At 68.6% G+C, this 21,737-nt stretch carries 23 protein-coding genes and 1 tRNA gene; 22 read left to right on the plus strand and 2 right to left on the minus strand.

What is annotated here, in order from left to right; genetic code table 11:
- The first annotated feature begins 8 nt into the window (after window positions 1-8).
- The 19 genes from gspD (at window position 9) to ASE89_RS17835 (ending at window position 16,860) form a co-directional block, all read left to right on the plus strand.
- Window positions 9-2,255: a type II secretion system secretin GspD gene (gene gspD / locus ASE89_RS17745; protein ID WP_056680326.1), complete on the plus strand. Its 2,247-nt coding sequence runs from the start codon at window positions 9-11 to the stop codon at window positions 2,253-2,255.
- Complete coding sequence (locus ASE89_RS17750; protein WP_082451675.1) at window positions 2,252-3,886, plus strand: ATPase, T2SS/T4P/T4SS family; 1,635 nt, start codon at window positions 2,252-2,254, stop codon at window positions 3,884-3,886. Before gspD ends, ASE89_RS17750 begins: the two co-directional genes overlap by 4 nt.
- A gap of 120 nt (window positions 3,887-4,006) precedes the next feature.
- Entirely contained in the window at window positions 4,007-5,233 is a 1,227-nt protein-coding gene (gspF, locus tag ASE89_RS17755; RefSeq protein WP_056680328.1) for a type II secretion system inner membrane protein GspF, read from the plus strand.
- Window positions 5,234-5,241: 8 nt separating this feature from the next.
- Window positions 5,242-5,682, plus strand: a complete 441-nt coding sequence (gspG, locus tag ASE89_RS17760) for a type II secretion system major pseudopilin GspG (RefSeq protein WP_031395041.1) — start codon at window positions 5,242-5,244, stop codon at window positions 5,680-5,682.
- A complete protein-coding gene (locus tag ASE89_RS17765) occupies window positions 5,657-6,139 on the plus strand; it encodes a GspH/FimT family pseudopilin (protein WP_081874201.1) in 483 nt (160 codons plus the stop codon). The genes gspG and ASE89_RS17765 overlap by 26 nt, the downstream gene beginning before the upstream one ends.
- 46 nt (window positions 6,140-6,185) lie before the next feature.
- Window positions 6,186-6,581 (plus strand): type II secretion system minor pseudopilin GspI, encoded by a 396-nt coding sequence (gene gspI / locus ASE89_RS17770; protein WP_056680893.1) that lies wholly within the window; start codon window positions 6,186-6,188, stop codon window positions 6,579-6,581.
- A complete protein-coding gene (gene gspJ / locus ASE89_RS17775; protein WP_082451677.1) occupies window positions 6,578-7,291 on the plus strand; it encodes a type II secretion system minor pseudopilin GspJ in 714 nt (237 codons plus the stop codon). The genes gspI and gspJ overlap by 4 nt, the downstream gene beginning before the upstream one ends.
- The gene (gene gspK / locus ASE89_RS17780) at window positions 7,278-8,258 is read left to right on the plus strand and encodes a type II secretion system minor pseudopilin GspK (protein ID WP_056680331.1); all 981 of its coding nucleotides are present in this window, start codon (window positions 7,278-7,280) and stop codon (window positions 8,256-8,258) included. The genes gspJ and gspK overlap by 14 nt, the downstream gene beginning before the upstream one ends.
- Complete coding sequence (gene gspL, locus ASE89_RS17785) at window positions 8,255-9,376, plus strand: type II secretion system protein GspL (RefSeq protein WP_056680333.1); 1,122 nt, start codon at window positions 8,255-8,257, stop codon at window positions 9,374-9,376. The genes gspK and gspL overlap by 4 nt, the downstream gene beginning before the upstream one ends.
- The gene (gene gspM, locus ASE89_RS17790; RefSeq protein WP_056680335.1) at window positions 9,373-9,849 is read left to right on the plus strand and encodes a type II secretion system protein GspM; all 477 of its coding nucleotides are present in this window, start codon (window positions 9,373-9,375) and stop codon (window positions 9,847-9,849) included. The genes gspL and gspM overlap by 4 nt, the downstream gene beginning before the upstream one ends.
- The gene (gene gspN, locus ASE89_RS17795) at window positions 9,846-10,610 is read left to right on the plus strand and encodes a type II secretion system protein N (protein WP_056680337.1); all 765 of its coding nucleotides are present in this window, start codon (window positions 9,846-9,848) and stop codon (window positions 10,608-10,610) included. Before gspM ends, gspN begins: the two co-directional genes overlap by 4 nt.
- A 74-nt stretch (window positions 10,611-10,684) precedes the next feature.
- Window positions 10,685-10,761: transfer RNA gene (locus ASE89_RS17800), tRNA-His, on the plus strand.
- A gap of 105 nt (window positions 10,762-10,866) precedes the next feature.
- Window positions 10,867-11,916: a Leu/Phe/Val dehydrogenase gene (locus ASE89_RS17805; RefSeq protein ID WP_056680896.1), complete on the plus strand. Its 1,050-nt coding sequence runs from the start codon at window positions 10,867-10,869 to the stop codon at window positions 11,914-11,916.
- Between the two features lie 151 nt (window positions 11,917-12,067).
- Window positions 12,068-12,793, plus strand: a complete 726-nt coding sequence (gene ccmC, locus ASE89_RS17810) for a heme ABC transporter permease CcmC (protein WP_031440724.1) — start codon at window positions 12,068-12,070, stop codon at window positions 12,791-12,793.
- A gap of 111 nt (window positions 12,794-12,904) precedes the next feature.
- Complete coding sequence (gene ccmE / locus ASE89_RS17815) at window positions 12,905-13,351, plus strand: cytochrome c maturation protein CcmE (protein ID WP_031395338.1); 447 nt, start codon at window positions 12,905-12,907, stop codon at window positions 13,349-13,351.
- Complete coding sequence (locus ASE89_RS17820; RefSeq protein ID WP_056680340.1) at window positions 13,348-15,261, plus strand: heme lyase CcmF/NrfE family subunit; 1,914 nt, start codon at window positions 13,348-13,350, stop codon at window positions 15,259-15,261. Before ccmE ends, ASE89_RS17820 begins: the two co-directional genes overlap by 4 nt.
- Window positions 15,258-15,785: a redoxin family protein gene (locus ASE89_RS17825; protein WP_031440727.1), complete on the plus strand. Its 528-nt coding sequence runs from the start codon at window positions 15,258-15,260 to the stop codon at window positions 15,783-15,785. The genes ASE89_RS17820 and ASE89_RS17825 overlap by 4 nt, the downstream gene beginning before the upstream one ends.
- Window positions 15,782-16,222, plus strand: coding sequence for a cytochrome c-type biogenesis protein (locus ASE89_RS17830; protein ID WP_056680343.1), 441 nt, complete (start codon window positions 15,782-15,784; stop codon window positions 16,220-16,222). The genes ASE89_RS17825 and ASE89_RS17830 overlap by 4 nt, the downstream gene beginning before the upstream one ends.
- Window positions 16,222-16,860, plus strand: coding sequence for a tetratricopeptide repeat protein (locus ASE89_RS17835; RefSeq protein ID WP_056680899.1), 639 nt, complete (start codon window positions 16,222-16,224; stop codon window positions 16,858-16,860). The genes ASE89_RS17830 and ASE89_RS17835 overlap by 1 nt, the downstream gene beginning before the upstream one ends.
- Window positions 16,861-16,938: 78 nt before the next feature.
- Here ASE89_RS17835 and ASE89_RS17840 read toward each other — a convergent pair whose 3' ends face one another.
- Together ASE89_RS17840 and ald are read right to left on the minus strand one after the other, a co-directional pair.
- Window positions 16,939-17,157 (minus strand): DUF3072 domain-containing protein, encoded by a 219-nt coding sequence (locus ASE89_RS17840; protein WP_056405507.1) that lies wholly within the window; start codon window positions 17,155-17,157, stop codon window positions 16,939-16,941.
- Between the two features lie 52 nt (window positions 17,158-17,209).
- Window positions 17,210-18,316 (minus strand): alanine dehydrogenase, encoded by a 1,107-nt coding sequence (gene ald, locus ASE89_RS17845; protein WP_037532307.1) that lies wholly within the window; start codon window positions 18,314-18,316, stop codon window positions 17,210-17,212.
- A 127-nt stretch (window positions 18,317-18,443) separates the two neighbouring features.
- Between ald and ASE89_RS17850 the strand changes: the two genes are divergently transcribed.
- The 3 genes from ASE89_RS17850 (at window position 18,444) to ASE89_RS17860 (ending at window position 21,689) form a co-directional block, all read left to right on the plus strand.
- The gene (locus ASE89_RS17850) at window positions 18,444-18,884 is read left to right on the plus strand and encodes an Lrp/AsnC family transcriptional regulator (protein ID WP_056680347.1); all 441 of its coding nucleotides are present in this window, start codon (window positions 18,444-18,446) and stop codon (window positions 18,882-18,884) included.
- 302 nt (window positions 18,885-19,186) lie between these two features.
- Window positions 19,187-21,034 carry a potassium transporter Kup gene (locus tag ASE89_RS17855; protein WP_107932838.1) on the plus strand — a complete coding sequence of 616 codons (1,848 nt, stop codon included), beginning with the start codon at window positions 19,187-19,189 and terminating at the stop codon, window positions 21,032-21,034.
- Between the two features lie 136 nt (window positions 21,035-21,170).
- On the plus strand, window positions 21,171-21,689 hold the full coding sequence (locus tag ASE89_RS17860; protein WP_056405672.1) for a 2'-5' RNA ligase family protein: 519 nt from the start codon (window positions 21,171-21,173) through the stop codon (window positions 21,687-21,689).
- Window positions 21,690-21,737: the final 48 nt, after the last annotated feature.

Consider the following 21,737-nt stretch of genomic DNA (forward strand, 5'->3'; position numbering starts at 1 on the left):
AGGCTGCAATGAAGAATCTGGTTTTCGCCTCGGTCCTTGCTCCGGTGCTGGCGCTGACGCTGGCGGCGGAAGCGCGCGCGCAGACGACGCTCAACGTCCGCGACGCCGATATCCGCGCGTTCATCGCCGATGCCGCCAAGGTCACGGGGCGCACCTTCATCATCGACAACCGCGTGTCGGGCAAGGTGACCGTCGTCACCGACCGGCCGCTCAGCCGGTCCGAATATTTCGAGGTGTTCCTGTCCACGCTGCGCGCCAACGGGCTGGTCGCGGTACCGACCTCGAACGGGGCGTTCCGCGTCCAGCCGCTCGACAATGCCGCGTCGCAGCCGAGCCGGATCGGCGTCGCGGGGGCAGCGCGCAACAGCTATGTCACCGAGATCATCCGGCTGCGCGCGACCGACGCGGCGAGTGCGGTCGATACCGTCCGGCCGCTGGTCAGCGCGCAGGGGTCGGTCACTGCGAACCGCGGCGGCAACAGCCTGGTGGTGGTCGATTTCGCCGACAATATCCGCCGCATCCGCGAGGTCATCCGCCGGGTCGACACCGACACCTCGTCGACGCGCGTCGTCGCGCTCAAGAATGCGAGCGCGCGCGACATCGCGACCGCGCTGCAGGGCCTGATCGGCACCGGCGGGGCCCCGGGCGGCGCGCAGGGCGGCGGCGCGGGATCGGGACCGACCGCGTCGGTGGTCGCGGTCGAGGGATCGAACGCGGTCGCGCTGCGCGGCGATCCGACCACGGTCGCGCGACTGGCACAGGTCGCCGCCGACCTCGACCAGAAGGCGCGCAACGGGACCGAGATCAAGGTCGTGTTCCTCGAAAACGCCGACGCCGAGCAATTGCTGCCGGTGCTGCAGGAACTGGTCGGCCAGACCCCGACCCAGCCGAGCAGCCAGCCGCTGTCGCGCTCCAATTTCGGCGCGAACAGCAGCGGCGGCGGCAGCAATGGCGGCGGATCGGGCTTTGGCGGCACCCAGCAGGCGCAGGTCAGCCAGCCGGTCCAGTCGAGCGGCGGATCGTCGGGATCGGGCTCTGGCCAGCCCGCGATCACCGCCGCGGGGGGCCGCACCGCCGCGGTCGTCACGCGCTTCATCGGCGCCAACGCGATCGTCATCGCCGCGCCCGCCGAGATCCAGCGTCAGCTTGCCGAGGTGGTCCGCCAGCTCGACACGCGCCGCGAACAGGTGCTGGTCGAGGCGATCGTCGCCGAGGTCTCGGACACGACCGCACGGACGCTGGGTGCGCAGTTCATCGTCGGCGATCCCAGCGGCGGCGCGTTCGGCGCGTCGACCTTCTCCAATTCCGCGCCGAACATCCTGCAGATCGCGGGTGCGATCGGCGCGACACAGCTCAACACCTCGACCACGACGACGACGAACACCGACGGCAGCACGACGGTGACGAAGAACACCAGCAGCGCCGCCGACACGCTCCAGCAATCCGCGATCAGCTCGATCCTCGCCGCGACCGGCGGGTTCGGTGGCTTTGGCGGCAAGATCGGCAGCACCTTTTTCGGCGCGATCATCAACGCGGTGAAGAGCGACACGACGTCGAACCTGCTCCAGGTCCCGCACCTCGTCACGCTCGACAACCAGGAAGCGCACAGCCTGGTCGGGCAGGAGATCCCGATCACCACGGGCCAGGCGCTGTCGAACAATTTCGACAACGCGTTCCGCACCACGCAGCGGCAGAATGTCGGCATCGAGCTGACCGTGCGGCCGCAGGTGAATTCGAGCGGGACGGTCAAGCTCAACCTGCGGCTCGAGGTCAGTTCGATCGCCGGGCCGGTGTCGAGCGACAATAGCGACCTGATCCTCAACAAGCGCGAGGTCGAGACGGTGCGGACCGTCGACGACGGCCAGATCGCGGTGATCAGCGGCCTGCTCGACGACAACGAACGCCGGACGATCGAGAAGATCCCACTGCTCGGCGACCTGCCGGTGCTCGGGCATCTGTTCACGTCGAAGGCGAAGCAGCGGTCGAAGACCAATCTGATGATCTTCATCCGGCCGACGATCCTGCGCACCGCAGGCGACAGCCGGCGGATCACCGAACAGCGTTACGGCTATCTGCGCTTGCAGCAGGGGCTCGCCGAGCCCGAGCGCGAGCCGTCGATCGACCAGCTGGTGCGCGATTACATGGGCGCGGCGCCGCCGATCCCGTCCGCGCCGATCCCCGGCAGCATCGAGGATCCGCGGATCGCGGTACCGGTGCGCAGCACGAGCACGGTCTTCCGGCCGGTGAAGAAATGATCATCCGCGAGGGGCATGACATTGCGCGTTCCCCGGCGGAGGCCGGGGCCCAGTTGGGTGATCCTGTCCCGTCGATCGCGACCGCTGCCCAACTGGACCCCGGCCTTCGCCGGGGAACGGAGGTCGAAGACGTCGCACTCCCCCAGATCACCATCCCCTATGCCTTCGCACGCAAGTTCGGAGTCGTCGTCGACCACACCGACCCCGATTCGCAGCTCATGATCGCGATGCGTGCGGGTGCGGACCCGAAGGTGCTGCTCGAACTGCGCCGCTATCTCGGCCGGCCGTTCGCGATCGGCACGGTCGAGGCGCCCGCGTTCGACCGGCTGCTGTCCAACGTCTATGCGATGGACGGCCAAGCCAATGCGCTCGCCGCGGTCGGGATGGGTGACGAGCTCGATCTGCTCGCGGGCGACATGCCGACCGCGGAGGATCTGCTCGACACCGCGGACGATGCGCCCGCGATCCGGCTGATCAACGGGATCATCGCCGACGCCGCGCGCAACGGCGTGTCCGACATCCATATCGAGCCGTACGAGACCGGGCTCGTCGTCCGGATGCGCATCGACGGCGTGCTGCGCGAGACTTTGCGCATGCCGCCCAACGTCGCGCCGGTCGTCGTCAGCCGGATCAAGGTCATGGCGCGGCTCGACATCGCCGAGCGCCGTGTGCCGCAGGATGGGCGCATGGGGCTGACTTTGGGTGGCAAGCTGCTCGACGTCCGCGTCTCGACGCTGCCGAGCCGGGCGGGGGAGCGCGTCGTGCTGCGTATCCTCGACAAGGAGAATGCGGGCATCGACCTCGAGGCGCTGGGCTTGCCGCCTGCCTTGTTCGCGCTGCTCAACGAGGCGCTGAGCGAGCCGAACGGGATCATCCTTGTCACCGGGCCGACCGGTTCGGGCAAGACGACCTCGCTCTACGCCGCGTTGCGCCTGCTCAACGACGGCAGCCGTAACATCCTGACCGTCGAGGATCCGGTCGAGTACGCGGTCGACGGGGTCGGCCAGACCCAGGTCAATCCGAAGGTCGGGCTGACGTTTGCGGCCGGGCTGCGCGCGATCCTGCGCCAGGATCCCGACGTGGTGATGGTCGGCGAAATCCGCGACCGCGAAACCGCCGAGATTGCGGTGCAGGCGTCGCTGACCGGGCATCTGGTGCTGTCGACCGTCCACACCAACGACGCGATCGGCGCGATCACGCGAATGCGCGACATGAAGGTCGAAAGCTTCCTGCTCGCCTCGACGCTCCGCGCGGTGATCGCGCAGCGGCTGGTGCGGCGGCTGTGCCCGACCTGTCGCAAGGCGGTACCCGCGTCGGATACGGTCGCGCCGTTGCTCGGCATCGCGCCGGACGCGGTGGTCTACGTCGCGCAAGGGTGCGACGACTGCAACCAGACGGGTTACAAGGGCCGGATCGGCGTGTTCGAGGCGGTCCGCATCGACGATACGATCCGTCGGCTGATCAACACCGACGGCGCCGAATCCGACATCACCGCGCATGCCTTTGCCAAGTCGCCGAACCTGGCGCAGTCGGCGCGCGAGCTGGTGCTGTCGGGACAGACCACGGCGGAGGAAGCGGTCCGCGTCTCGCGCCGCGACACGACCGAAGTTGTCGAGGTGGCGGCGGCATGACGCCCCTCTGGCCTTCCGTTCGTTTCGAGCGAAGTCGAGAAACTCCTGTCCGCGCGCGCGGCGACGGTTTCTCGACTTCGCTCGAAACGAACGGAAGCGTTAAGCAACCGGGCAACCCGCATGGCTGATTTCGACTATGTCGCGATCGACACCAAGGGCGCCGAGCGCCGCGGCCATGTCGCCGCGGCGGACATCGACCTCGCGCGCGCAACGCTCGACGCGCGCAAATTCTACGTCGTCAAGATCAGCCCGGGCGCGCCGCCGCAGGCGACCAAGGGACGGCCGCTGTTCGGGCTGCAGCTCGGCAAGCCCAAGATGTCGGGCAAGACCCTGACCTTGTTCACGCGCCAGCTCGCCACGCTCAACCGCGTGTCGCCGCTCGAGGAATCGCTGCGCACGATCACCCGCCAGACCGAACAGGACAGCGTCCGCGCGATCGTCCAGCACGTCCATGCGGGCGTCGTCGAGGGCCGGCGGCTGGCGGATGCGATGGCGCGCGAGCCGAAAAGCTTCCCGCCGCTCTACCGCGCGATGGTCGCGGCGGGCGAGAGTTCGGGGTCGCTGCCGACGATCCTCGACCGGCTCGCGGCTTTGCTTGAACGCCAGGCGGAGATCCGCGGCAAGCTGATCACCGCGCTCGCCTACCCTTCGATCCTCGCGCTCGTCGCGATGGGGGTGGTCACCGCGCTGATGATGTTCGTCGTGCCGCAGGTGGTCGAACAGTTCGACACGGTCGGGCAGGAGCTGCCGCTGCTGACCCGGATGGTGATGGCGTTTTCGGCCTTCCTCGTCGGCTATTGGTGGGTGATCGCGCTGGTCCTGCTGCTGTCGGGACTGATCCTGTGGCGCGCGCTGAAGGATCCGGGCTTCCGGCTCGCCTTCGACAGCTGGCTGCTCAGGATCCCGATGCTCGGGCGACTGCTGCGCGACCTTCATGCGGCGCGGATGGCGCGAACGCTGGGGACGATGGTCGCGAGCCGCCTGCCATTGCTCGACGGGCTCAACCTGACCGCGAGCACGATCCACAACCGCCGGCTGCGGCTCGCGTCGGACCAGATTGTCGACGCGATCCGCGGCGGCGGCAGCCTGTCCGCGGCGATGCGGCGCGCGGGCGTGTTCCCGCCGCTGCTGACCTATCTCGCCGCGTCGGGCGAGGCGGCGGGGCGGCTCGACGAGATGCTCGAACGCGCCGCCGACTATCTCGAACGCGAATTCGACCGCTTCACCGCCACCGCTCTGTCGCTGCTCGAACCGCTGATCATCGTCGTGATGGGCGGCATCGTCGCGACGATCGTGCTATCCATCCTGCTCCCGATCCTCCAGCTCAACACGCTGGCAGGCCAATGAGGTTTTGTATGCGTCCGGAAGAGAAGAAGAAGCGCCGCGAGGCCGGCTTTACCCTCGTCGAGCTGATGGTGGTCATCGTCATCATCGGCCTGCTGGCGACGATCGTCGCGCTCAACGTGCTGCCCTCGGGCGATACCGCGCGGATCCAGAAGGCGAAGGCGGATATCGCGCAGATCGAGGGCGGGCTGGAGCTCTACAAGCTGCAGAACATGACCTTCCCCAACACGTCGCAGGGGCTGAACGCACTCGTCACCGCGCCCGCCGGGCTGACCGATCCGTCGCGCTACCAGCGTGGCGGCTATCTCAAGAAGCTGCCGAACGATCCCTGGGGTCGCCCGTATCTCTATGCCTCGCCGGGCACGCATGGCGAGGCCGACGTCTGGACCTTCGGCGCCGATGGCAAGGAAGGCGGCGAGGGGATCGATGCCGATATTGGCAGCTGGCAGTAGGTCCCGGCTTAACGCCGAACACGGCTTCACGCTGGTCGAGCTGATGGTCGTGGTGACGATCATAGGGCTCGCATCGGCGGTGGCGGTCTTTGTGATGCCCGATCCGCGCGGCCGCGTGTTCGACGAGGCGACGCGGTTCGCGGCGCGGACGCGTGCGGCGCATGATTCGGCGATCGTCGAGGCACGTCCGGTCAGCGTCTGGATCACCGGCGGCGGCTATGGCTTCGACCAGCGGCTCGCGGGCGGCTGGACGCCGATCAGCGAGAAACCGATGCGCGTCGAACGCTGGAACGACGGCACGCGCGCGGTGATCGGCGACATGAGCGGGCGCGTCCGCGTGACCTTCGACCCGACCGGGCTGGTCGACCGGCCCGCGGTCGTGACGCTCAGCCGCGGCGGGGCGAACGCGACCGTGACGATCGACGCCGATGGCACCGTGCGCGCCGATGCGCGCTGATCCTCATACGTGCGCACCGATGCGCGGTGAATTGCCCTGCGCAGCGATGCGCGCCGAAACCGATCGCGGGTTCACGCTGATCGAAATCATGGTCGCGCTTGCGGTGTTCAGCCTCGCGGCGATGGCGCTCGTAAGGCTGGAGAGTGCGACGATCCGCGGCGCGTCGATCCTCGACGACACGCTGGTCGCGCAGATGGTGGCGCGCAACGTAGCGATAGACGCGGTGACTCAGGCGCAGCCGCCGACCGCCGGGACCGTGACCGGCGCCGAGACCAATGGCGGGCGCCGCTGGGCCTGGACGCGCTCGGTGCGCGCGATGGGCGGCTCGTCCGTCTTGCGGATCGACGTGGCGGTCGCGGATCGCGGCGGCGCGGTGCTCGGCCGCCTGACGATGATCCGCCCCGCACCGCGTCAGACCGCGACGACGGTGACGACGTCATGACCGTGCCACGCACGGTGCGTTCCGCCGAACACGGCTTCACCCCCGTGAGGCGTTCCGCCGAACACGGCTTCACGCCCGTGAGGCGCTCCGCCGAGCACGGCTTCACTTTGGTCGAGGTGATGGTCTCGCTGCTGATCTTTGGCATGATCGCGGCGGCGGGGGTGGCGATCCTGTCGTTCAGCGTGAAGGCGCAGAGTGCGACGGGGACGAAGCTCGACGATCTCGGCGCGCTGACGCGGACGATGTCGATCCTGTCCGCCGATCTCGGCCAGGCGGCGCTGCGGGGCACGCGCGACGAATCCGGCGCCCCCTTGCCCGCGTTCGTCGGCGAGAGCGGGTCGGACGTCGCACCGATGCTCCGCCTCGTCCGCGGTGGCTGGACCAATATCGACGGCGCAGCGCGGTCGAGCACGCAGAAGGTTGCGTACCGGGTCGCGGACGGCGCGCTGCAGCGGATCGCCTATCCGATGGTCGACGGCGCGCCGCCGCTGCCGCCCGCCGTGCTGCTGCCTAATGTCCGCCAGGTCCGGCTGCGCTACCGATTGGGTGGCGCGTGGAGCGACCGCTGGGACGGCGTGCAGGGCGTGCCCTTGCCCGAGGCGATGGAGCTGAGCGTCCAGCGCACCGACGGCCTGGTCTATCGCCAGCTGTTCCTCGTCGGATCGGGCTATGCGCCGCCCGCGCGGGAGGTCCAGAATGAAGCCCCCTGAGCACGAACGCGGCGCCGCGCTGCTGACCGTCCTCATGCTCGTCGCGATCGTCGCGGTGATGGCGGGGGCGGCGCTCGAGAAGCTGCGGCTGTCGACGCGGCTCGCGGGCAATGCCGCGGCGGGGGAGCAGGCGCGCGCCTATGCGCTGGCCGCCGAGACGCTCGCGCTGACGCGGATCGACGCGATGCTGGGGCCCAATGTGAAACGCGTGACGTTGCAGGGCGACTGGAGCGGCAAGCCGTTCGGAATGCCGCTTCCCGGCGGCGGCTTTGCGACCGCGCGCGTGCGCGACGGGGGAAACTGCTTCAATCTCAACAGTCTGGTGAGCGGGCGCGCCGGCGCCTATGTCACCGACCCGCTGATGCGGCCGCAATTCGTCCGGCTGATGCGGCTGCTCGATATCCCCGCGCAGGTCGGCGAGCAGATCGCCGCGGGCGCCGCCGACTGGATCGACAGTGATCAGGACCAGCAGGCGATGGGCGCGGAGGACGGCGCCTATCTGAACCGCGAGACGCCCTATCGCACCGCGGGCGCGCTGATGACCGACCCGAGCGAACTCCGCGCGGTGGTCGGCATGACGCCGCAAATCTATGCGACGCTCAGGCCGTGGATCTGTACACTGCCGGTCGCGCAGGCGGCGCCGATCAACGTCAACACGCTGCTCCCCGAACAGGCGCCGATCCTGGCGATGCTGTTTCCCGACACGATGTCGATCGCGGGCGCGCGCCAGATGATCCTGCAACGCCCGCCGCAAGGGGTCGCGACCACCGACGTGTTCTTCAAGAGCGCGGCGTTGCAGGGCAATGCCAATGCGGACGGCGAACGGGGGACGGCAGTGGTGTCGAAATGGTTCACGCTCGATATCGACGTGACGGTGGGGACGACGGTTTTGCAGGAACAGGCACTGATGGACGCGACGACGCTTCCCGCGCGGCTCGTATCGCGGCAATGGGGCGAGCCATCATGACCACGCTCCTGTTCCTTCCCTCCGGCGTGACCGGCTTTCGCTGGATGCGGATCGCCGACCAGCGCATCGTCGCGCAGGGCGAGGGGATCCCGACCGCCGATGAGCGAAGTGACCTCGGCGCGGACACTGGCGTCATCGCGGTCGCCCCGGCAGAGGCGGTGACCTTGCACTGGGCCGAACTGCCGTCGCGCAGCACTGCGCAGGCGACCGCCGCCGCCCGGCTGCTCGCGGCAGAGGCGAGCGCGGCGCCGCTCGGCGAACTCCATGTCGCGGTCGGTGACGAGGGGCAGGGCGACCGGCCGATCGGCGTGGTCGGGATCGAGGCGATGCAGGGCTGGCTGCGGATACTTGCGGCGGCCGGCGTCGACCCGGTCGCGATGCTCCCCGCACCGATGCTGCTGCCGCGCCCGGACGAGGGCTATGTCCGCGCCGAGCTTGCCGGCGACACCGTCGTACGCGGGACGTCGACCGGATTTGCCGACGAGCCGGGGCTGACCGCGCTGGTGACGGGCGACACGCCGCCCGTGGCCGTCGAGCCCGCCGCGCTCGAGGCGGCGCTGGCGGCGGCGGTCGCGACATGGCCGCTCGACCTGCGGCAGGGGGTGTTCGCGCGGCGGCGGCGATTCGCGCTCGACTGGGCGCTGATCCGGCGGCTGGCGGTGCTGTCGGGGCTGATCCTCGCGGTGACGCTGGCGATTACGCTGGTCCGGATCGCGAAATACAGCTTCGGCGCGGACATGATCGAGGCGCAGACCGAACAGGTCGCCCGCTCGGGCCTGCCACGCGGCGAGACGGTGAACGATGCCGGGCGCCAGCTTGGCGAACGGCTGTCGCGCGTGCGCGGGCCGGGGCTGGGCTTCAGCACGACCACCGCCACGATCTTCGCCGTGGTCCAGGCGACGCCGGGCAGCGAGATCACCGCGCTCGACTTCCAGCCGAACGGGACCGTCCGACTGGGCGTCGCGGTCGAGCGCGAGGCGCTGGCGACCGATGTCAGGAGTGCGCTCGAGCGTGCCGGCTTTGCGGTGCAGGCGGGCGTCTTCCAGGCGGCAGCGGGGCGCGTGTCGGGCGAATTCACGATCACGGCGGGCCGTGCAGGCGGGAGCGAGGGCGCATGACCGGGTTGCGGCACTGGTTCGAGGGGCGATCGCTGCGCGAGAAGCGGCTGTTGCTGGTGATGGCGGCGCTCGCGGTGCTGACGCTGCTCTGGGGCGCGGTGATCCGGCCGGTCGGCGACGGTCTATCGAGTGCGCGCGAACGCCATGCCAACGCCGTGACCCGGCTCGGCGAGACGCAGGCGATGGTCGCGCTGCTCCGCGACGCGCAGCGAACGCGTCCCACGCCGCTGACCGGCTCGCTCGATGCGATCGTGCGGACCCAGGCGGACCTGGCGGGGTTCGCGATCACCAGCCTCGACCAGGAGGGCGCGGACCGGGTGCGGATCGTGATGCCGTCGGCGCGGCCGGGTGCGCTGACCGCATGGCTGGCGCGGCTCGAGCGCGCGGGCATCCTGGTCGACGCACTGACCATGACCGACAAGGGTGACCGTACGGTGAGCGTGACGATGACGTTGAAGGCGCGCGCCGCATGAGCGACAGCGCACGCTTCGTGGGCGTCGGCGCACGCCGTGTCACGCGGATCCGGCTGCGGACCGGCCCGACCGCGATGTTCGGCGGCATGCTGCTGCTCGCGCTGATCGTGTTCCTGCCGATGCGCGCTGCGCTTGGCTGGGTCGGGATCGAGGATGCCGGCCTCGTCGCGCGCCGCGTGACGGGCACGATCTGGGGCGCGACGCTGACCGATGCGCGGTTCGGCGAGCTGTCGCTCGGCGACCTCCATGCCCGGCTCGCGCCCTTGCCGCTGCTCGCGGGTCGCGCGCGGATCGTGCTGGCCGGCCCCGAAACCGACCCTCGACCGCTGCGCGGATCGGCGAGCGTCAGCCGTCACGGGTTCGGCGTCGATGATCTGACCGCGACGATCCCGACCGGCGCGGTGTTCGCGCCGGTGCCGGTCACCACGCTCGATCTCGACGGCGTGACCGTGCGGTTCGCCGATGGCCAGTGCGAGCGTGCCGAGGGGCGGGTGCGCGCGACGCTGGGCGGCGAGGTCGCGGGGATCACGCTGCCGCAGTCGGTCAGCGGGACGCCCAAATGCGAGGGCGACGCGCTCATCGTGCCGCTCGCCAGCCAGGCGGGGACCGAGGGCATCACGCTGCGGATCGACGGCACGGGCCGCTACCGCGCGGTGCTGACGCTGCAACCGACCGACCCGATCGTCCAGCAGCGGCTCGAATCGATCGGCTTCGTGCGCGGGGCAGGCGGCTATAGCCAGGCGATCGAAGGCAGTTTTTGACGACATTCGACGCCCCGCATGATCGCGGCGCTTGACGGACCCGAACAGCCCGCTTAGGGGCACGGGCCTTCGCGGCGATCGTAGTTCAATTGGTTAGAGCGTCGGCTTGTGATGCCGGATGTTGCGGGTTCAAGTCCCGTCGGTCGCCCCATTATTTTCCCAACTGCTTGGCCTCGCGCCGCTTTGTGCTGGTAAAACCGGCCGGAAAATAATATTTCAGGTTTAAGCAATTTTCTTCTTCCTGATGGAGCCGGCGATGACAGCGGTTTGGGACCTTCCCGATTTCGACGACCATGAGGGCGTTCACGTCTTCACCGATCCGGTTTCGGGTCTCCGCGCCGTGATCGCGCTGCATTCGACCAAGCTCGGCCCCGCGGCCGGCGGCACGCGCTTCTGGCATTATGCGGATAACGGCCGCGCGGTGACCGACGCGCTGCGCCTGTCGCGCGGCATGAGCTTCAAGAACGCGATGGCCGGGCTCGAGCTCGGCGGCGGCAAGGGCGTCGTCCTCGCGGCCAAGCCCGGCGACGTGATCACCACCGAACAGCTCGAGGCGTTCGGCCGCGCGGTCGAATCGCTCGGCGGCCGCTACGTGACCGCCGAGGACGTCGGCATGTCCGAAGAGCGGATGAAGGTGATCGCGACGCAGACGCGCTACGTCTCGGGCCTGCCGGTCGCGAGCGGCGCGGCGGGCGGCGATCCGGGGCCGTACACGGCGCTCGGCATCTATCTAGGCGTCAAGGCGGCGGCGCAGCGCGGGCTCGGCGCAACCGACATGAAGGGCGTGCGCGTCGCGATCCAGGGCGTCGGCTCGGTCGGCGGCGGGCTCGCCCGGCTGCTCGCCAGGGACGGCGCGGTGCTGACGCTCGCAGACGTCGACGAGGGCCGCGCGCAGGCGCTGGCGGGTGAGCTCGGCGCGACAGCAGTCCCCGCCGAGGGGATCCTGACGACCGACACCGACATCTTCAGCCCGAACGCGCTCGGCGCGATCCTAACCGAAATGTCGATCGCCGCGCTCAAGGCCAAGGTCGTCGCGGGCGGCGCGAACAACCAGCTGAGCGTCCGCGAGGACGGTGCGCGGCTTCACGCACGCGGCATCCTCTATGCGCCGGATTACGTGATCAACGCGGGCGGCATCATCAATGTCGGGCTCGAATATCTCGGCCAGGGTGACGAAGCCGAAGTGAAGGCCCGGATCGCACGCATCCCCGAGCGGCTGATCCAGGTCTGGGACGAGAGCGACCGCAGTGGCGAACCGTCGTCCGACGTCGCCGATTCGATCGCAAAGCGCCTGATCGGCCGCTAAATCCTTCTCCCCTCGGGGGAGAAGGTGGCGCAAAGCGCCGGATGAGGGGACGTTGGCGCGAACGACCCCTAGCCCCTCATCCGCCCGCCCTCTCCCCACGTGGGGAGAGGGGCTTTAAGTCCGTCACGACTTGCCATAGTGGTAACACCCAGTGGCCACCCTGCACGCCCTTGCCAATCCCGCGCGCTTCCTGAAGATCGCCAGGCCGCTGACGCCTGCGCTGTTCTGGGCGGGCGTCGCGCTGATCGCGCTGGGCTGCTGGGCGGGACTGACCCAGACCCCGCCCGACTATCTGCAGGGCGAGACGGTGCGGATCCTCTACATCCATGTTCCCGCCGCCTGGCTCGGCATGGGCGGTTGGAGCGGGATCGCGATTTCCAGCATCATGCTGCTCGTCTGGCGTCACCCGCTGGCGGGTATCGCCGCGCGCGCGATCGCGCTACCCGGCGCGGTGTTCGCGGCTTTGTGCCTGATGACCGGCTCGATCTGGGGGCGGCCGACCTGGGGGACGTGGTGGCAATGGGACGGGCGGCTGACCTCGATGCTGCTGCTGTTCTTCGTCTATCTCGGCTATATGGCGCTGGCGAAGGCGGATGCGGACCGCGGCGGCGACGGGCGCGTGCCCGCGCTCTACGGTGTGGCCGGATCGGTGCTGCTGCCGATCATCCGCTATTCGGTGATCTGGTGGAACACGCTGCATCAGGGGCCGAGCATCGGGCTGACCAAGTCGACGATCGACGGCGCGATCCTCTGGCCATTGCCGATCATGCTTGCGGGCTTCACCTTCGTCTTCGCCGGTATCGTGCTGATGCGGATGCGGACCCTGCTCGCCACCGCCAAGGCCGAGGCGCGGATGCGTCGGATGGCCAGAGCGTGAAGGTGCGCGCATGACCGCCTGGCCGTTCGTGATTGCCGCCTATGCCGTGACGCTGGGCGGCGGCGCCGTCGTCGCACTGCTCAGTTATCTGGCGATGCGGAAGGCGGAGCGATGAAGGCCAAGCATCAGCGGCTCACCCTCGCGCTGCTCGCGCTCGGCGCGGTTGTCGTCGCGGGGCTGCTCGCTCTGTCCGCGCTGAAGGACCAGGCGTCGTTCTTCTACGCGCCGTCTGACGTAAAGCGCGACGGGCTGCCGCTCGGCCGCGCGGTCCGGCTTGGCGGCATGGTCGCGGACGGGTCGGTCAAGCGCGCCGCGGACGGCGTCACCGTCCACTTCACCGTCACCGACGGTGCCGCGACCACGCCCGTCGTCTTTGCCGGAATCGTCCCGAACCTGTTCCGCGAGAAATCGGGGGTCGTCGCCGAGGGCCAGTTCCAGCCCGACGGCCGGTTCGTCGCGTCCAACCTGCTCGCCAAGCATGACGAGAAATACATGCCCCCCGAAATGGCGGGCAAGATGCACGAAACCAAGACGCTCGCACCGGACCGCGGTTCATGATCGCCGAAGCCGGACTCGCGGCGCTCTGGCTCGCCGGCGCGCTGGCGGCGCTGCAGCTGGCGATGGCGGTGATCGGCATCGCGCGCGGCCGCGACGACGTTGCCGCGGCGGTGCGGCCGGTGGCGATCGTCCAGGGCGTGCTCGCCGCGCTGGCGATGGCGCTGCTGATCAACCTGTTCCTCAACTCCGACATGTCGGTGAAGCTGGTCGTCGAGAACAGCCATTCGGCCAAGCCGTGGCTGTACAAGTTCGCCGGCGCCTGGGGCAATCACGAGGGCTCGATGCTGCTCTGGGTGACGATCCTGGGGCTGGCAGGCGGCGCGGTCGCGATCTTCGAACGCTCGCTTCCCGAACGCACTTTGGTCGCGACGCTCGGCGCTCAGGCTACGATCGCGCTCGGTTTCTATGCGTTCCTGCTCTTCTCCTCCAATCCGTTCGCACGGCTGACCCCGGCGGCACCCGACGGGCTGGGGCTCAACCCGCTGCTCCAGGACCCCGGCTTGGCGTTCCACCCGCCGACGCTCTACACCGGCTATGTCGGGCTTTCGGTCGCCTTCTCCTTCGCGGTCGGTGCGTTGGTCACGCGTGACGTCGGGCCGGGTTTCGCCAAAGCGATGCGCCCCTGGGTGCTGATCGCATGGATCTTCCTCACGCTCGGCATCACCGCGGGCAGCTACTGGGCCTATTACGAGCTCGGCTGGGGCGGCTGGTGGTTCTGGGATCCGGTCGAGAACGCGTCGCTGATGCCGTGGCTCGCGGCGACCGCGTTGCTCCATTCGGTGACCGTGCTCGCGACGCGCGACGGCCTGCGCGCGTGGACGATCATGCTTGCGGTGGTCGCCTTCTCGATGTCGATGATCGGCACGTTCCTGGTGCGCTCGGGCATCCTGACCAGCGTCCACGCCTTTGCGGTCGATCCGGAGCGCGGCGCGTTCATCCTCGCGCTGCTCGCCATCTATATCGGCGGCGCGCTCGCGCTGTTCGCGGCGCGGATCGGGACCGTGCGCGCGGGCACGACCTTCGATCCGGTCAGCCGCGAGGGCGGGCTGGTCGCGAACAATCTGCTGCTGTCGGTGATCCTCGGCATCGTCCTGATCGGCACGCTCTATCCGATCGTCGCGGCGAGCTTCGGCGTGCAGCTGTCGGTCGGGCCGCCCTTCTTCAACAAGGCCGCAGGACCGATCGCGCTATTGCTGGTCGCGGTGATGGCGGTCGGGCCGCTACTGCGCTGGCGTCGTGACGAGGCGAGGGCGGTCGTCGGCCGGGTCGCGCTGCCGATCGCGGCCACCGTGGTGGCGGCGGTCGCGCTGCTGTTCGTCTGGCCGGGCGTGCTGCCCTGGGCCGGGCTCAGCCTCGCGGCAGGCCTCGCAGTCGCCAGCGTCGCGCCCCTGTGGAAGCGCAATCTCCGGCGCACGCCGATGTTTACCTATGGCATGGTCCTCGCGCATCTCGGCATCGCGGTCAGCCTGGCCGGCATGGCGTCGGACAGCGCGTTCACCAGGGAAACGCTGGTCGCGGTGCGCGCGGGCGAAGCGGCGCGCGTGGGGCCCTATAGCGTCACGCTCGACGGGATCTCGCCGGTGATCGGCGAGAACTGGTCCGCGCTCGAGGCGCAGCTGACCGCGACGCGTGGCGATGACAGCACGCGGCTCCACCCGCAGCTCCGCTTCTTCGCCAACCCGCCGACCAGCACCAATGAATCGGCGATCCTGACCGCGCTCGACGGCCAGCTCTATACCGTGCTCGGCCAGCCCGATGCGCAGGGGCGGTGGCAGCTGCGGCTGTGGTGGAAGCCGTTCGTGACGCTGATCTGGTTCGGCGGCGTGCTGATCGCGCTGGGCGGCGCGCTGTCGCTGGTCGGGCGGCTGCGTCGCGAACGGCGCAGCGCGGTCCGGGCGGCCTGGGCATGAAGCGGTTCGCGCTCTGGGCGCCGCTGGCGATCTTCGCCTTGCTGTTCGCGGTGGTCGCGAGCGGGCTGTTCCGGCCGGCGGACAAGGTCGTGCGCTCGGCGATGGTCGGCAAGCCGCTGCCCGACTTCGCGCTGCCCGCGATGGTGCCCGGCAAGCCGGGGCTGACCAGCGCCTCGTTCAAGGGCGGTCAGCCGCGGCTGCTCAACGTGTTCGCCAGCTGGTGCGTACCCTGCATCGCCGAGGCTCCGCACCTGATGCGGCTGAAGACGATGGGCATCCCGATCGACGCGATCGCGATCCGCGACACGACGCCCGCGATCGCCGGCTTCCTGCGCCGCAACGGCGACCCCTATGCACGGATTGGCAGCGACACCGCGAGCCGGGTCCAGCTCGCGCTCGGCTCGTCGGGCGTGCCCGAAACCTTCGTGGTCGACGGCCGCGGGATCGTCGTCAAGCAGATCATCGGCGACATCCGCGAGGACAATATCGGCGAGATCGTCCAGGCCGTCAGGGAAGCGCGATGAGCGGGCGGTCAAGCCTCGCGCTAGCGGCAGGCGCGACGGCCGCCGCGTTGCTGTTCTGCACCGCCCCCGCCCCCGCCGTCGCGCAGCCCGTCACGCCGCCCGCGCATTACGCCAATGTCCAGCTCGCCGACCCCGCCAAGGAGGCCTCCGCCAAGGCGCTGATGGAGACGCTGCGCTGCCTCGTCTGCCAGGGCCAGTCGATCGCCGACAGCGATGCCGACATGGCCGCCGACATGCGCGCGCTGGTCCGCGAACGGATCGCGCGCGGCGAGACGCCCGCCTCGGTCCGCGACTGGCTGGTGTCGCGCTATGGCGATTATGTCACCTATGACCCGCCGCTGTCGGGGCTGACCTGGCCGCTATGGCTGGCGCCGATCGCGCTGCTGGCGATCGGCGCGTGGATCGCGCGGTCGAGTTTCCGCCGGAGGACGCGCTGATGGGCTGGCTCTGGCTCGGGATCATCGCGGTCGGGGCGTTCGCGCTGCTGGCGGTGCTGAGGGTCGACCGGCTGTTATGGTCGATGGTCGCCGCCGCGCTGATGCTTGGCGCGGCGGGCTATGCGTTACAGGGTGAGCCCGAGCTTGCCGGGCATCCGGTCGTGACGGGCACGACGATCACGCCCGATGACGGGTCGATGATCGAGCTGCGCGACAAGATGCTCGAACGCTATACCGGTGCCGCCGCCTATCTGGTCGCGGCGGATGCGATGACGCGGATCGGCGAGCGTCGCGCGGCGGTGAAGGTCCTGCTCGGCGGGATCCGCGTCGCGCCGAAAAGCCTCGTCCTGTGGACCGGGCTTGCCAATGCGCTGGCCGCGCATGACGGCGATCAGGTCTCGCCGCCGGCGCTGTTCGCGTTCCAGCAGGCGATGCGGATCGCACCGCGCCACCCGGCGCCGCCCTTCTTCCTCGGCCTCGCCTATGTCCGGTCGGGCAATTTTGCGGCGGGACGACCCTATTGGGCCCGCGCGCTCGCGCTGACGCCGAAAAGCGTGTCCTATCACGACGAGATTGCGGTGCGCCTCGCGCTGCTCGATCAGGTCATGGCCGCACAGGACGCCGCACCGGCGAGCTAGTCACCGACGCAAAACGGGACCCGGATCGTCCGGCGCGATGCCGGGGATCCTGGGTCCCGTTCCGTGCCGCAAAAGGGCTTACTGACCGCGGCCGGTCTTGCCCTGAAGCTCGTCGATCTTGAGCGAGGCATCGGCCTTCGTCAGCGATTCGTCGAATTCCTCATGCGCCTCTTCGGACAACGTCTTCAGATAGCTGGCCTGTGCGCCGGTCATCTTCTCGTCGCCGGTCGTCCAGTCATGCGGATCCTTCTCGGCGTTCGAAAAGGGCTCGGACTTGGGGTTCGGGGTGTCGGACATGCGTGAAATTCCTTTCGCCTGTCCAACCCCCGTGTTCCGCATCCGTTCCCGCTTAATTCGACCAAGCTTCGTAAGGTAAACCCAGATCATCCGCGACCGCCTTGTACGCGATCTTGCCCTTGTAGACGTTGAGCCCGTTGGCGAGGTGCGGGTCGGCCTTCATCGCGGCTTCCGCACCCAGATTGGCGAGCTTCAGCGCGAACGGCAGCGTCGCGTTGTTGAGCGCGAAGGCCGAGGTGCGCGCGACCGCGCCGGGCATGTTGGCGACGCAGTAATGGATCACGCCGTCGACCTCGAACACCGGATCCTCGTGCGTGGTGGCATGGCTCGTCTCGAAACAACCACCCTGGTCGATCGCGATGTCGACCAGCACCGAACCGCGCTTCATCGTTTTCAGCATCTCGCGCGTGACGAGCTTGGGGGCCGCCGCGCCCGGCACGAGCACCGCGCCGATGACGAGATGCGCGTTCTTCACCGCCGCCGCGATCGCCGCCTTGGAGGCATAGGCGGTCTTGATCTGGCTCGAGAAGAACATGTCGAGCTCGGCCAGACGATCGTTCGAAATGTCGTAGATCGTCACGTCGGCGCGCATGCCGACCGCCATCTGCGCGGCGTTGACGCCCGACACGCCGCCGCCCAGAATGGCGACCTTGGCGGGTGCGACACCGGGGACGCCGCCGAGCAGGACGCCGCGGCCGCCCTGTTCCTTTTCTAGATAATGCGCGCCGACCTGCACCGACATGCGGCCCGCGACCTCGGACATCGGCTTCAGCAGCGGCAGGCCGCGGCGATGGTCGGTGACGGTCTCGTACGCGATGCAGGTCGCGCCCGACTTCATCAGGCCTTCGGCCTGCGGCTTGTCCGCGGCGAGGTGGAGATAGGTGAAGAGCAGGTGGCGCGGTTCGAGCATCGCGATCTCGACCGGCTGCGGCTCCTTGACCTTCACGATCATGTCGGCGGCGGCGAACACCGCGGCGGCGGTCGGCAGGATCGTCGCGCCCGCGTCGACATAGTCCTGGTCCTCGAAGTCGATGCCCGAGCCTGCCTGGGTCTCGACGACGACCTCATGGCCCGCGGCGACCAGTTCGGCGACCGACGGCGGGGTCAGGCCGACGCGATATTCGTGATTCTTGATTTCCTTGGGAACACCGACGCGCATCATTTCCACTCCATTATCTTTGACCGCAGTGTAGCGCGCATCGACCGGGAAGGGTTCGCAAAGCCGTCCCGCTGCCCTATCATATTCGGGAGAATATTGCACTCAGACATGACGAAGCGGGAAATTTGTGAGTATCGCGATCGAGCGCAGGATCCTGGACCTGTTGGCGGCCAACTCCGACCTGACGAGCGCCGAGCTGGGCGAGGCGGTGGGGCTGTCGCCAAGCGCGGCGCATCGCCGCGTCGCGCAGCTGCGTGAGAGTGGCGCGATCACCGGCTATCGCGCGATCCTGTCGCGCGCGGCGCGCGGCGATCCGAGCATCGTCCTGGTCAACGTCACGCTCCGCGACCAGCGCAAAGAGACGATGGCGGCGTTCGAGGCGGAGATCGTCAGCTGTCCGCAGGTCGCGCAATGTTTCCTGATGAGCGGCGAGGCGGATTACATGCTCCACGTCGAGCTCCGGCGCGGCGAGACGTTCGAGAGGATCCACCGCGAGACACTGTCGCAACTGCCGGGCGTCACGCGACTGGCCTCGCATTTCGTGATTCGCGAAGTCGTCACGCGCTGACGTTTTCCTGCGCACGTTGGCCATGCACGGCAACGCCCGTTACTGATAGCTCCCTACTTCCAACAGGCGAAGCGGCGTGATCAGCCCCGGTTAATCCACGTTGCCGGCGGTCCCGTTGCCGCTCTCCAACCCCCATGCTAAATGCGCCAGCTTGGGGCACAGGGTGAAATCGGAATTTCGATGATGATTGCTGCACTTCCGGGTCGATTCACCGTCCAGTGAGCGTCGATCCCACAGCCGCGGCCTCGACCGTGCCCCCCGCCGGTCTCGATCCGGATACCGGCCACCATCATGCGGACGGCATGCTGAAACTCGCCTTTGGCGCGATCGGCATCGTCTTCGGCGATATCGGCACGAGCCCGCTCTACGCATTCCGCGAGACCTTTGCGGGGCACCACAAGCTCGCGCTCGATTCGGCGCACATCATGGGCGTCATCAGCCTGATGTTCTGGTCGATGATGATCGTCGTGACGGTGAAATACGTCATCATCATCATGCGCGCGGACAACAAGGGCGAGGGCGGCAGTCTCGCGCTGCTCGCGCTCGTCTCGGGCAAGACCAAGACGCGGCGCTGGAGCAAGGGGATCATCCTGCTCGGCGTCTTCGCGACCGCGCTGTTCTACGGCGACAGCATGATCACCCCCGCGGTGTCGGTCCTGTCCGCGGTCGAGGGGCTCGCGGTCGCCGCGCCGAGCTTTGCCGGGCTCGTCCTGCCGATCGTGATCGCGATCCTGATCGCGCTGTTCTGGGTCCAGAAGAGCGGCACGGCGCGAATCGGCATGGTGTTCGGGCCGATCATGCTGGTGTATTTCAGCGTCATCGCGGTGCTCGGCATCCTCAGCATCATCCAGACGCCGGGCGTGCTCTGGGCCTTTTCCCCGCATTATGCGGTCGAGTTCTTCCTGATCGACCCGACCCGCGCCTTCCTCGCGCTCGGCTCGGTGGTGCTCGCGGTGACCGGCGCGGAGGCGCTCTATGCGGACATGGGGCATTTCGGCCGCAGGCCGATCGGCATCTCCTGGCTGTTCTTCGTCCTGCCCGCACTGATCCTCAATTACATGGGCCAGGGCGCGCTGCTGTTCCGCGATGGCCAGGCGGCGCTCGTCAGCCCGTTCTATAATCTCGCCCCCGAAAGCCTCCAGCTGCCGCTCGTCCTGCTCGCGACAATGGCCGCGGTGATCGCGTCGCAGGCGGTGATCTCGGGCGCGTTCTCGGTCACGCAACAGGCGATCCAGCTCGGCTTCATCCCGCGCCTGCGGATCGAGCATACCAGTGCCGCGACCGCGGGCCAGATCTACATCCCGCTGGTCAACGGCGCGCTGATGGTGATGGTGATCCTGCTGGTGCTGTTTTTCCGCACCTCGTCGAACCTGACCAGCGCTTACGGCATCGCGGTGACGGGGGCGATGCTGATCGACACCTGCCTGCTCGGCGTCGTGCTGTTCCGCCTGTGGAACTGGCCGAAGATCGCCGCGATCCCGCTGCTCGCGATCTTCTTCCTGGTCGACGGCGCCTATCTGGCGGCGAACCTGACCAAGGTACCCGATGGCGGCTGGTTCCCGCTGCTGATCGGCCTCATCATCTTCACCTTCCTGACGACCTGGTCGAAGGGGCGGCAGCTGATGATCGACCGGATGCGCGAGGCGGCGATGCCGATCAAGGTGTTCATCGGCTCGGCGGCGAACTCCGCGTCGCGCGTGCCGGGGACCGCGGTGTTCATGACCTCGACCTCCGACGGCGTGCCGCACGCGCTGCTCCACAACCTCAAGCACAACAAGGTGCTGCACGAGCGCGTCATCCTTTTGACCGTCAAGATCGTCGGCCAGCCCTATTGGCCCGCGCACGACCGTGCAGTGCGCGACGAGCTGGGTGACGGCTTCCACCGTCTGATCCTGCGCTATGGCTTCATGGAGGATGCCGACGTCCCCGCCGCGCTGCGCCAGGTGCACAGCTGTGGCGCGGACTTCAAGATGATGGACACCAGCTTCTTCCTCTCGCGCCAGACGCTGCTGGCCTCGGACAAGCCGGGGATGATGCTGTGGCGCGAAAAGCTGTTCGCGTGGATGCTGCGCAACGCCGAAAGCGCGATGGAATTCTTCCGCCTGCCGACCAACCGCGTCGTCGAGCTCGGCAGCCAGATCGAGATTTGATCTCAGTCGGTCGGCACCCCGCACCTCCCCGGCGGAGGCCGGGGCCCAGTTGGGAAACGTCGATGGCGGACATCACGCAAAGTTACATCAACCTTTCCAACTGGACCCCGGCCTGCGCCGGGGAAGTATCTGCATGATGGCAAGCACGACCGAAGTCGCCCCGATCATCGTCACGGCGCTGTTCGGCCGCCAGGACACCGCGTTCTTCGACGCGATGCGGCGCGAGCATTTCCCGCCCGAGCGCAACCAGCTCGATTCGCACCTGACGCTGTTCCACCACCTGCCGCCCTCGGGCCTCGACGAGCTGAAGCACCGGCTGAACCAGGAGACGCGCGGGCTGCCCGCACCGCGGGCGCGGATCGGCGGGCTGATGTCGCTGGGGCGTGGTGTCGCCTACCGGATCGAATCGCCCGAGCTGGTCGGGATCCGCGCGCGGCTGGCCGATGCGTTTACGGGGATGCTGACGCCGCAGGACGCGGGCGGCTGGCGTCCGCACGTCACGATCCAGAACAAGGTCAACCCGTCGGTCGCCAAGCTGCTGCTCGGCAATCTGCAGCGCGACTTCGTGGCGCGGGACGTCGAAATCGCCGGGCTCGGCGCCTGGTGGTATCGCGGCGGGCCCTGGGAAGCGATTTCGCGTCACATGTTTGCTTGACCGCCTCGAATCCGCTTCCTATAGGCCGCGCCTCGCAGGGAAGAATGC

Origin of the sequence: Sphingomonas sp. Leaf30 (assembly GCF_001422525.1) — a bacterium.
GTDB classification, from domain to species: Bacteria; Pseudomonadota; Alphaproteobacteria; order Sphingomonadales; family Sphingomonadaceae; genus Sphingomonas; species Sphingomonas aerolata.

Excerpts from the sequence above, each read along its gene's own strand:
- ASE89_RS17820 (WP_056680340.1), top strand. The coding sequence starts at position 13,348 with ATGATCGCCGAAGCCGGACTCGCGGCGCTCTGGCTCGCCGGCGCGCTG.
- ald (WP_037532307.1), bottom strand. The coding sequence starts at position 18,316 with ATGCGCGTCGGTGTTCCCAAGGAAATCAAGAATCACGAATATCGCGTC.
- ASE89_RS17750 (WP_082451675.1), top strand. The coding sequence starts at position 2,252 with ATGATCATCCGCGAGGGGCATGACATTGCGCGTTCCCCGGCGGAGGCC.
- gspJ (WP_082451677.1), top strand. The coding sequence starts at position 6,578 with ATGACCGTGCCACGCACGGTGCGTTCCGCCGAACACGGCTTCACCCCC.
- gspI (WP_056680893.1), top strand. The coding sequence starts at position 6,186 with ATGCGCGCCGAAACCGATCGCGGGTTCACGCTGATCGAAATCATGGTC.
- ASE89_RS17765 (WP_081874201.1), top strand. The coding sequence starts at position 5,657 with ATGCCGATATTGGCAGCTGGCAGTAGGTCCCGGCTTAACGCCGAACAC.
- ASE89_RS17830 (WP_056680343.1), top strand. The coding sequence starts at position 15,782 with ATGAGCGGGCGGTCAAGCCTCGCGCTAGCGGCAGGCGCGACGGCCGCC.
- ASE89_RS17835 (WP_056680899.1), top strand. The coding sequence starts at position 16,222 with ATGGGCTGGCTCTGGCTCGGGATCATCGCGGTCGGGGCGTTCGCGCTG.
- gspK (WP_056680331.1), top strand. The coding sequence starts at position 7,278 with ATGAAGCCCCCTGAGCACGAACGCGGCGCCGCGCTGCTGACCGTCCTC.
- ccmE (WP_031395338.1), top strand. The coding sequence starts at position 12,905 with ATGAAGGCCAAGCATCAGCGGCTCACCCTCGCGCTGCTCGCGCTCGGC.
- gspD (WP_056680326.1), top strand. The coding sequence starts at position 9 with ATGAAGAATCTGGTTTTCGCCTCGGTCCTTGCTCCGGTGCTGGCGCTG.
- gspF (WP_056680328.1), top strand. The coding sequence starts at position 4,007 with ATGGCTGATTTCGACTATGTCGCGATCGACACCAAGGGCGCCGAGCGC.
- ASE89_RS17855 (WP_107932838.1), top strand. The coding sequence starts at position 19,187 with ATGCTGAAACTCGCCTTTGGCGCGATCGGCATCGTCTTCGGCGATATC.
- gspN (WP_056680337.1), top strand. The coding sequence starts at position 9,846 with ATGAGCGACAGCGCACGCTTCGTGGGCGTCGGCGCACGCCGTGTCACG.
- ASE89_RS17825 (WP_031440727.1), top strand. The coding sequence starts at position 15,258 with ATGAAGCGGTTCGCGCTCTGGGCGCCGCTGGCGATCTTCGCCTTGCTG.
- ASE89_RS17840 (WP_056405507.1), bottom strand. The coding sequence starts at position 17,157 with ATGTCCGACACCCCGAACCCCAAGTCCGAGCCCTTTTCGAACGCCGAG.
- gspM (WP_056680335.1), top strand. The coding sequence starts at position 9,373 with ATGACCGGGTTGCGGCACTGGTTCGAGGGGCGATCGCTGCGCGAGAAG.
- gspG (WP_031395041.1), top strand. The coding sequence starts at position 5,242 with ATGCGTCCGGAAGAGAAGAAGAAGCGCCGCGAGGCCGGCTTTACCCTC.
- gspL (WP_056680333.1), top strand. The coding sequence starts at position 8,255 with ATGACCACGCTCCTGTTCCTTCCCTCCGGCGTGACCGGCTTTCGCTGG.
- ASE89_RS17860 (WP_056405672.1), top strand. The coding sequence starts at position 21,171 with ATGGCAAGCACGACCGAAGTCGCCCCGATCATCGTCACGGCGCTGTTC.
- ASE89_RS17805 (WP_056680896.1), top strand. The coding sequence starts at position 10,867 with ATGACAGCGGTTTGGGACCTTCCCGATTTCGACGACCATGAGGGCGTT.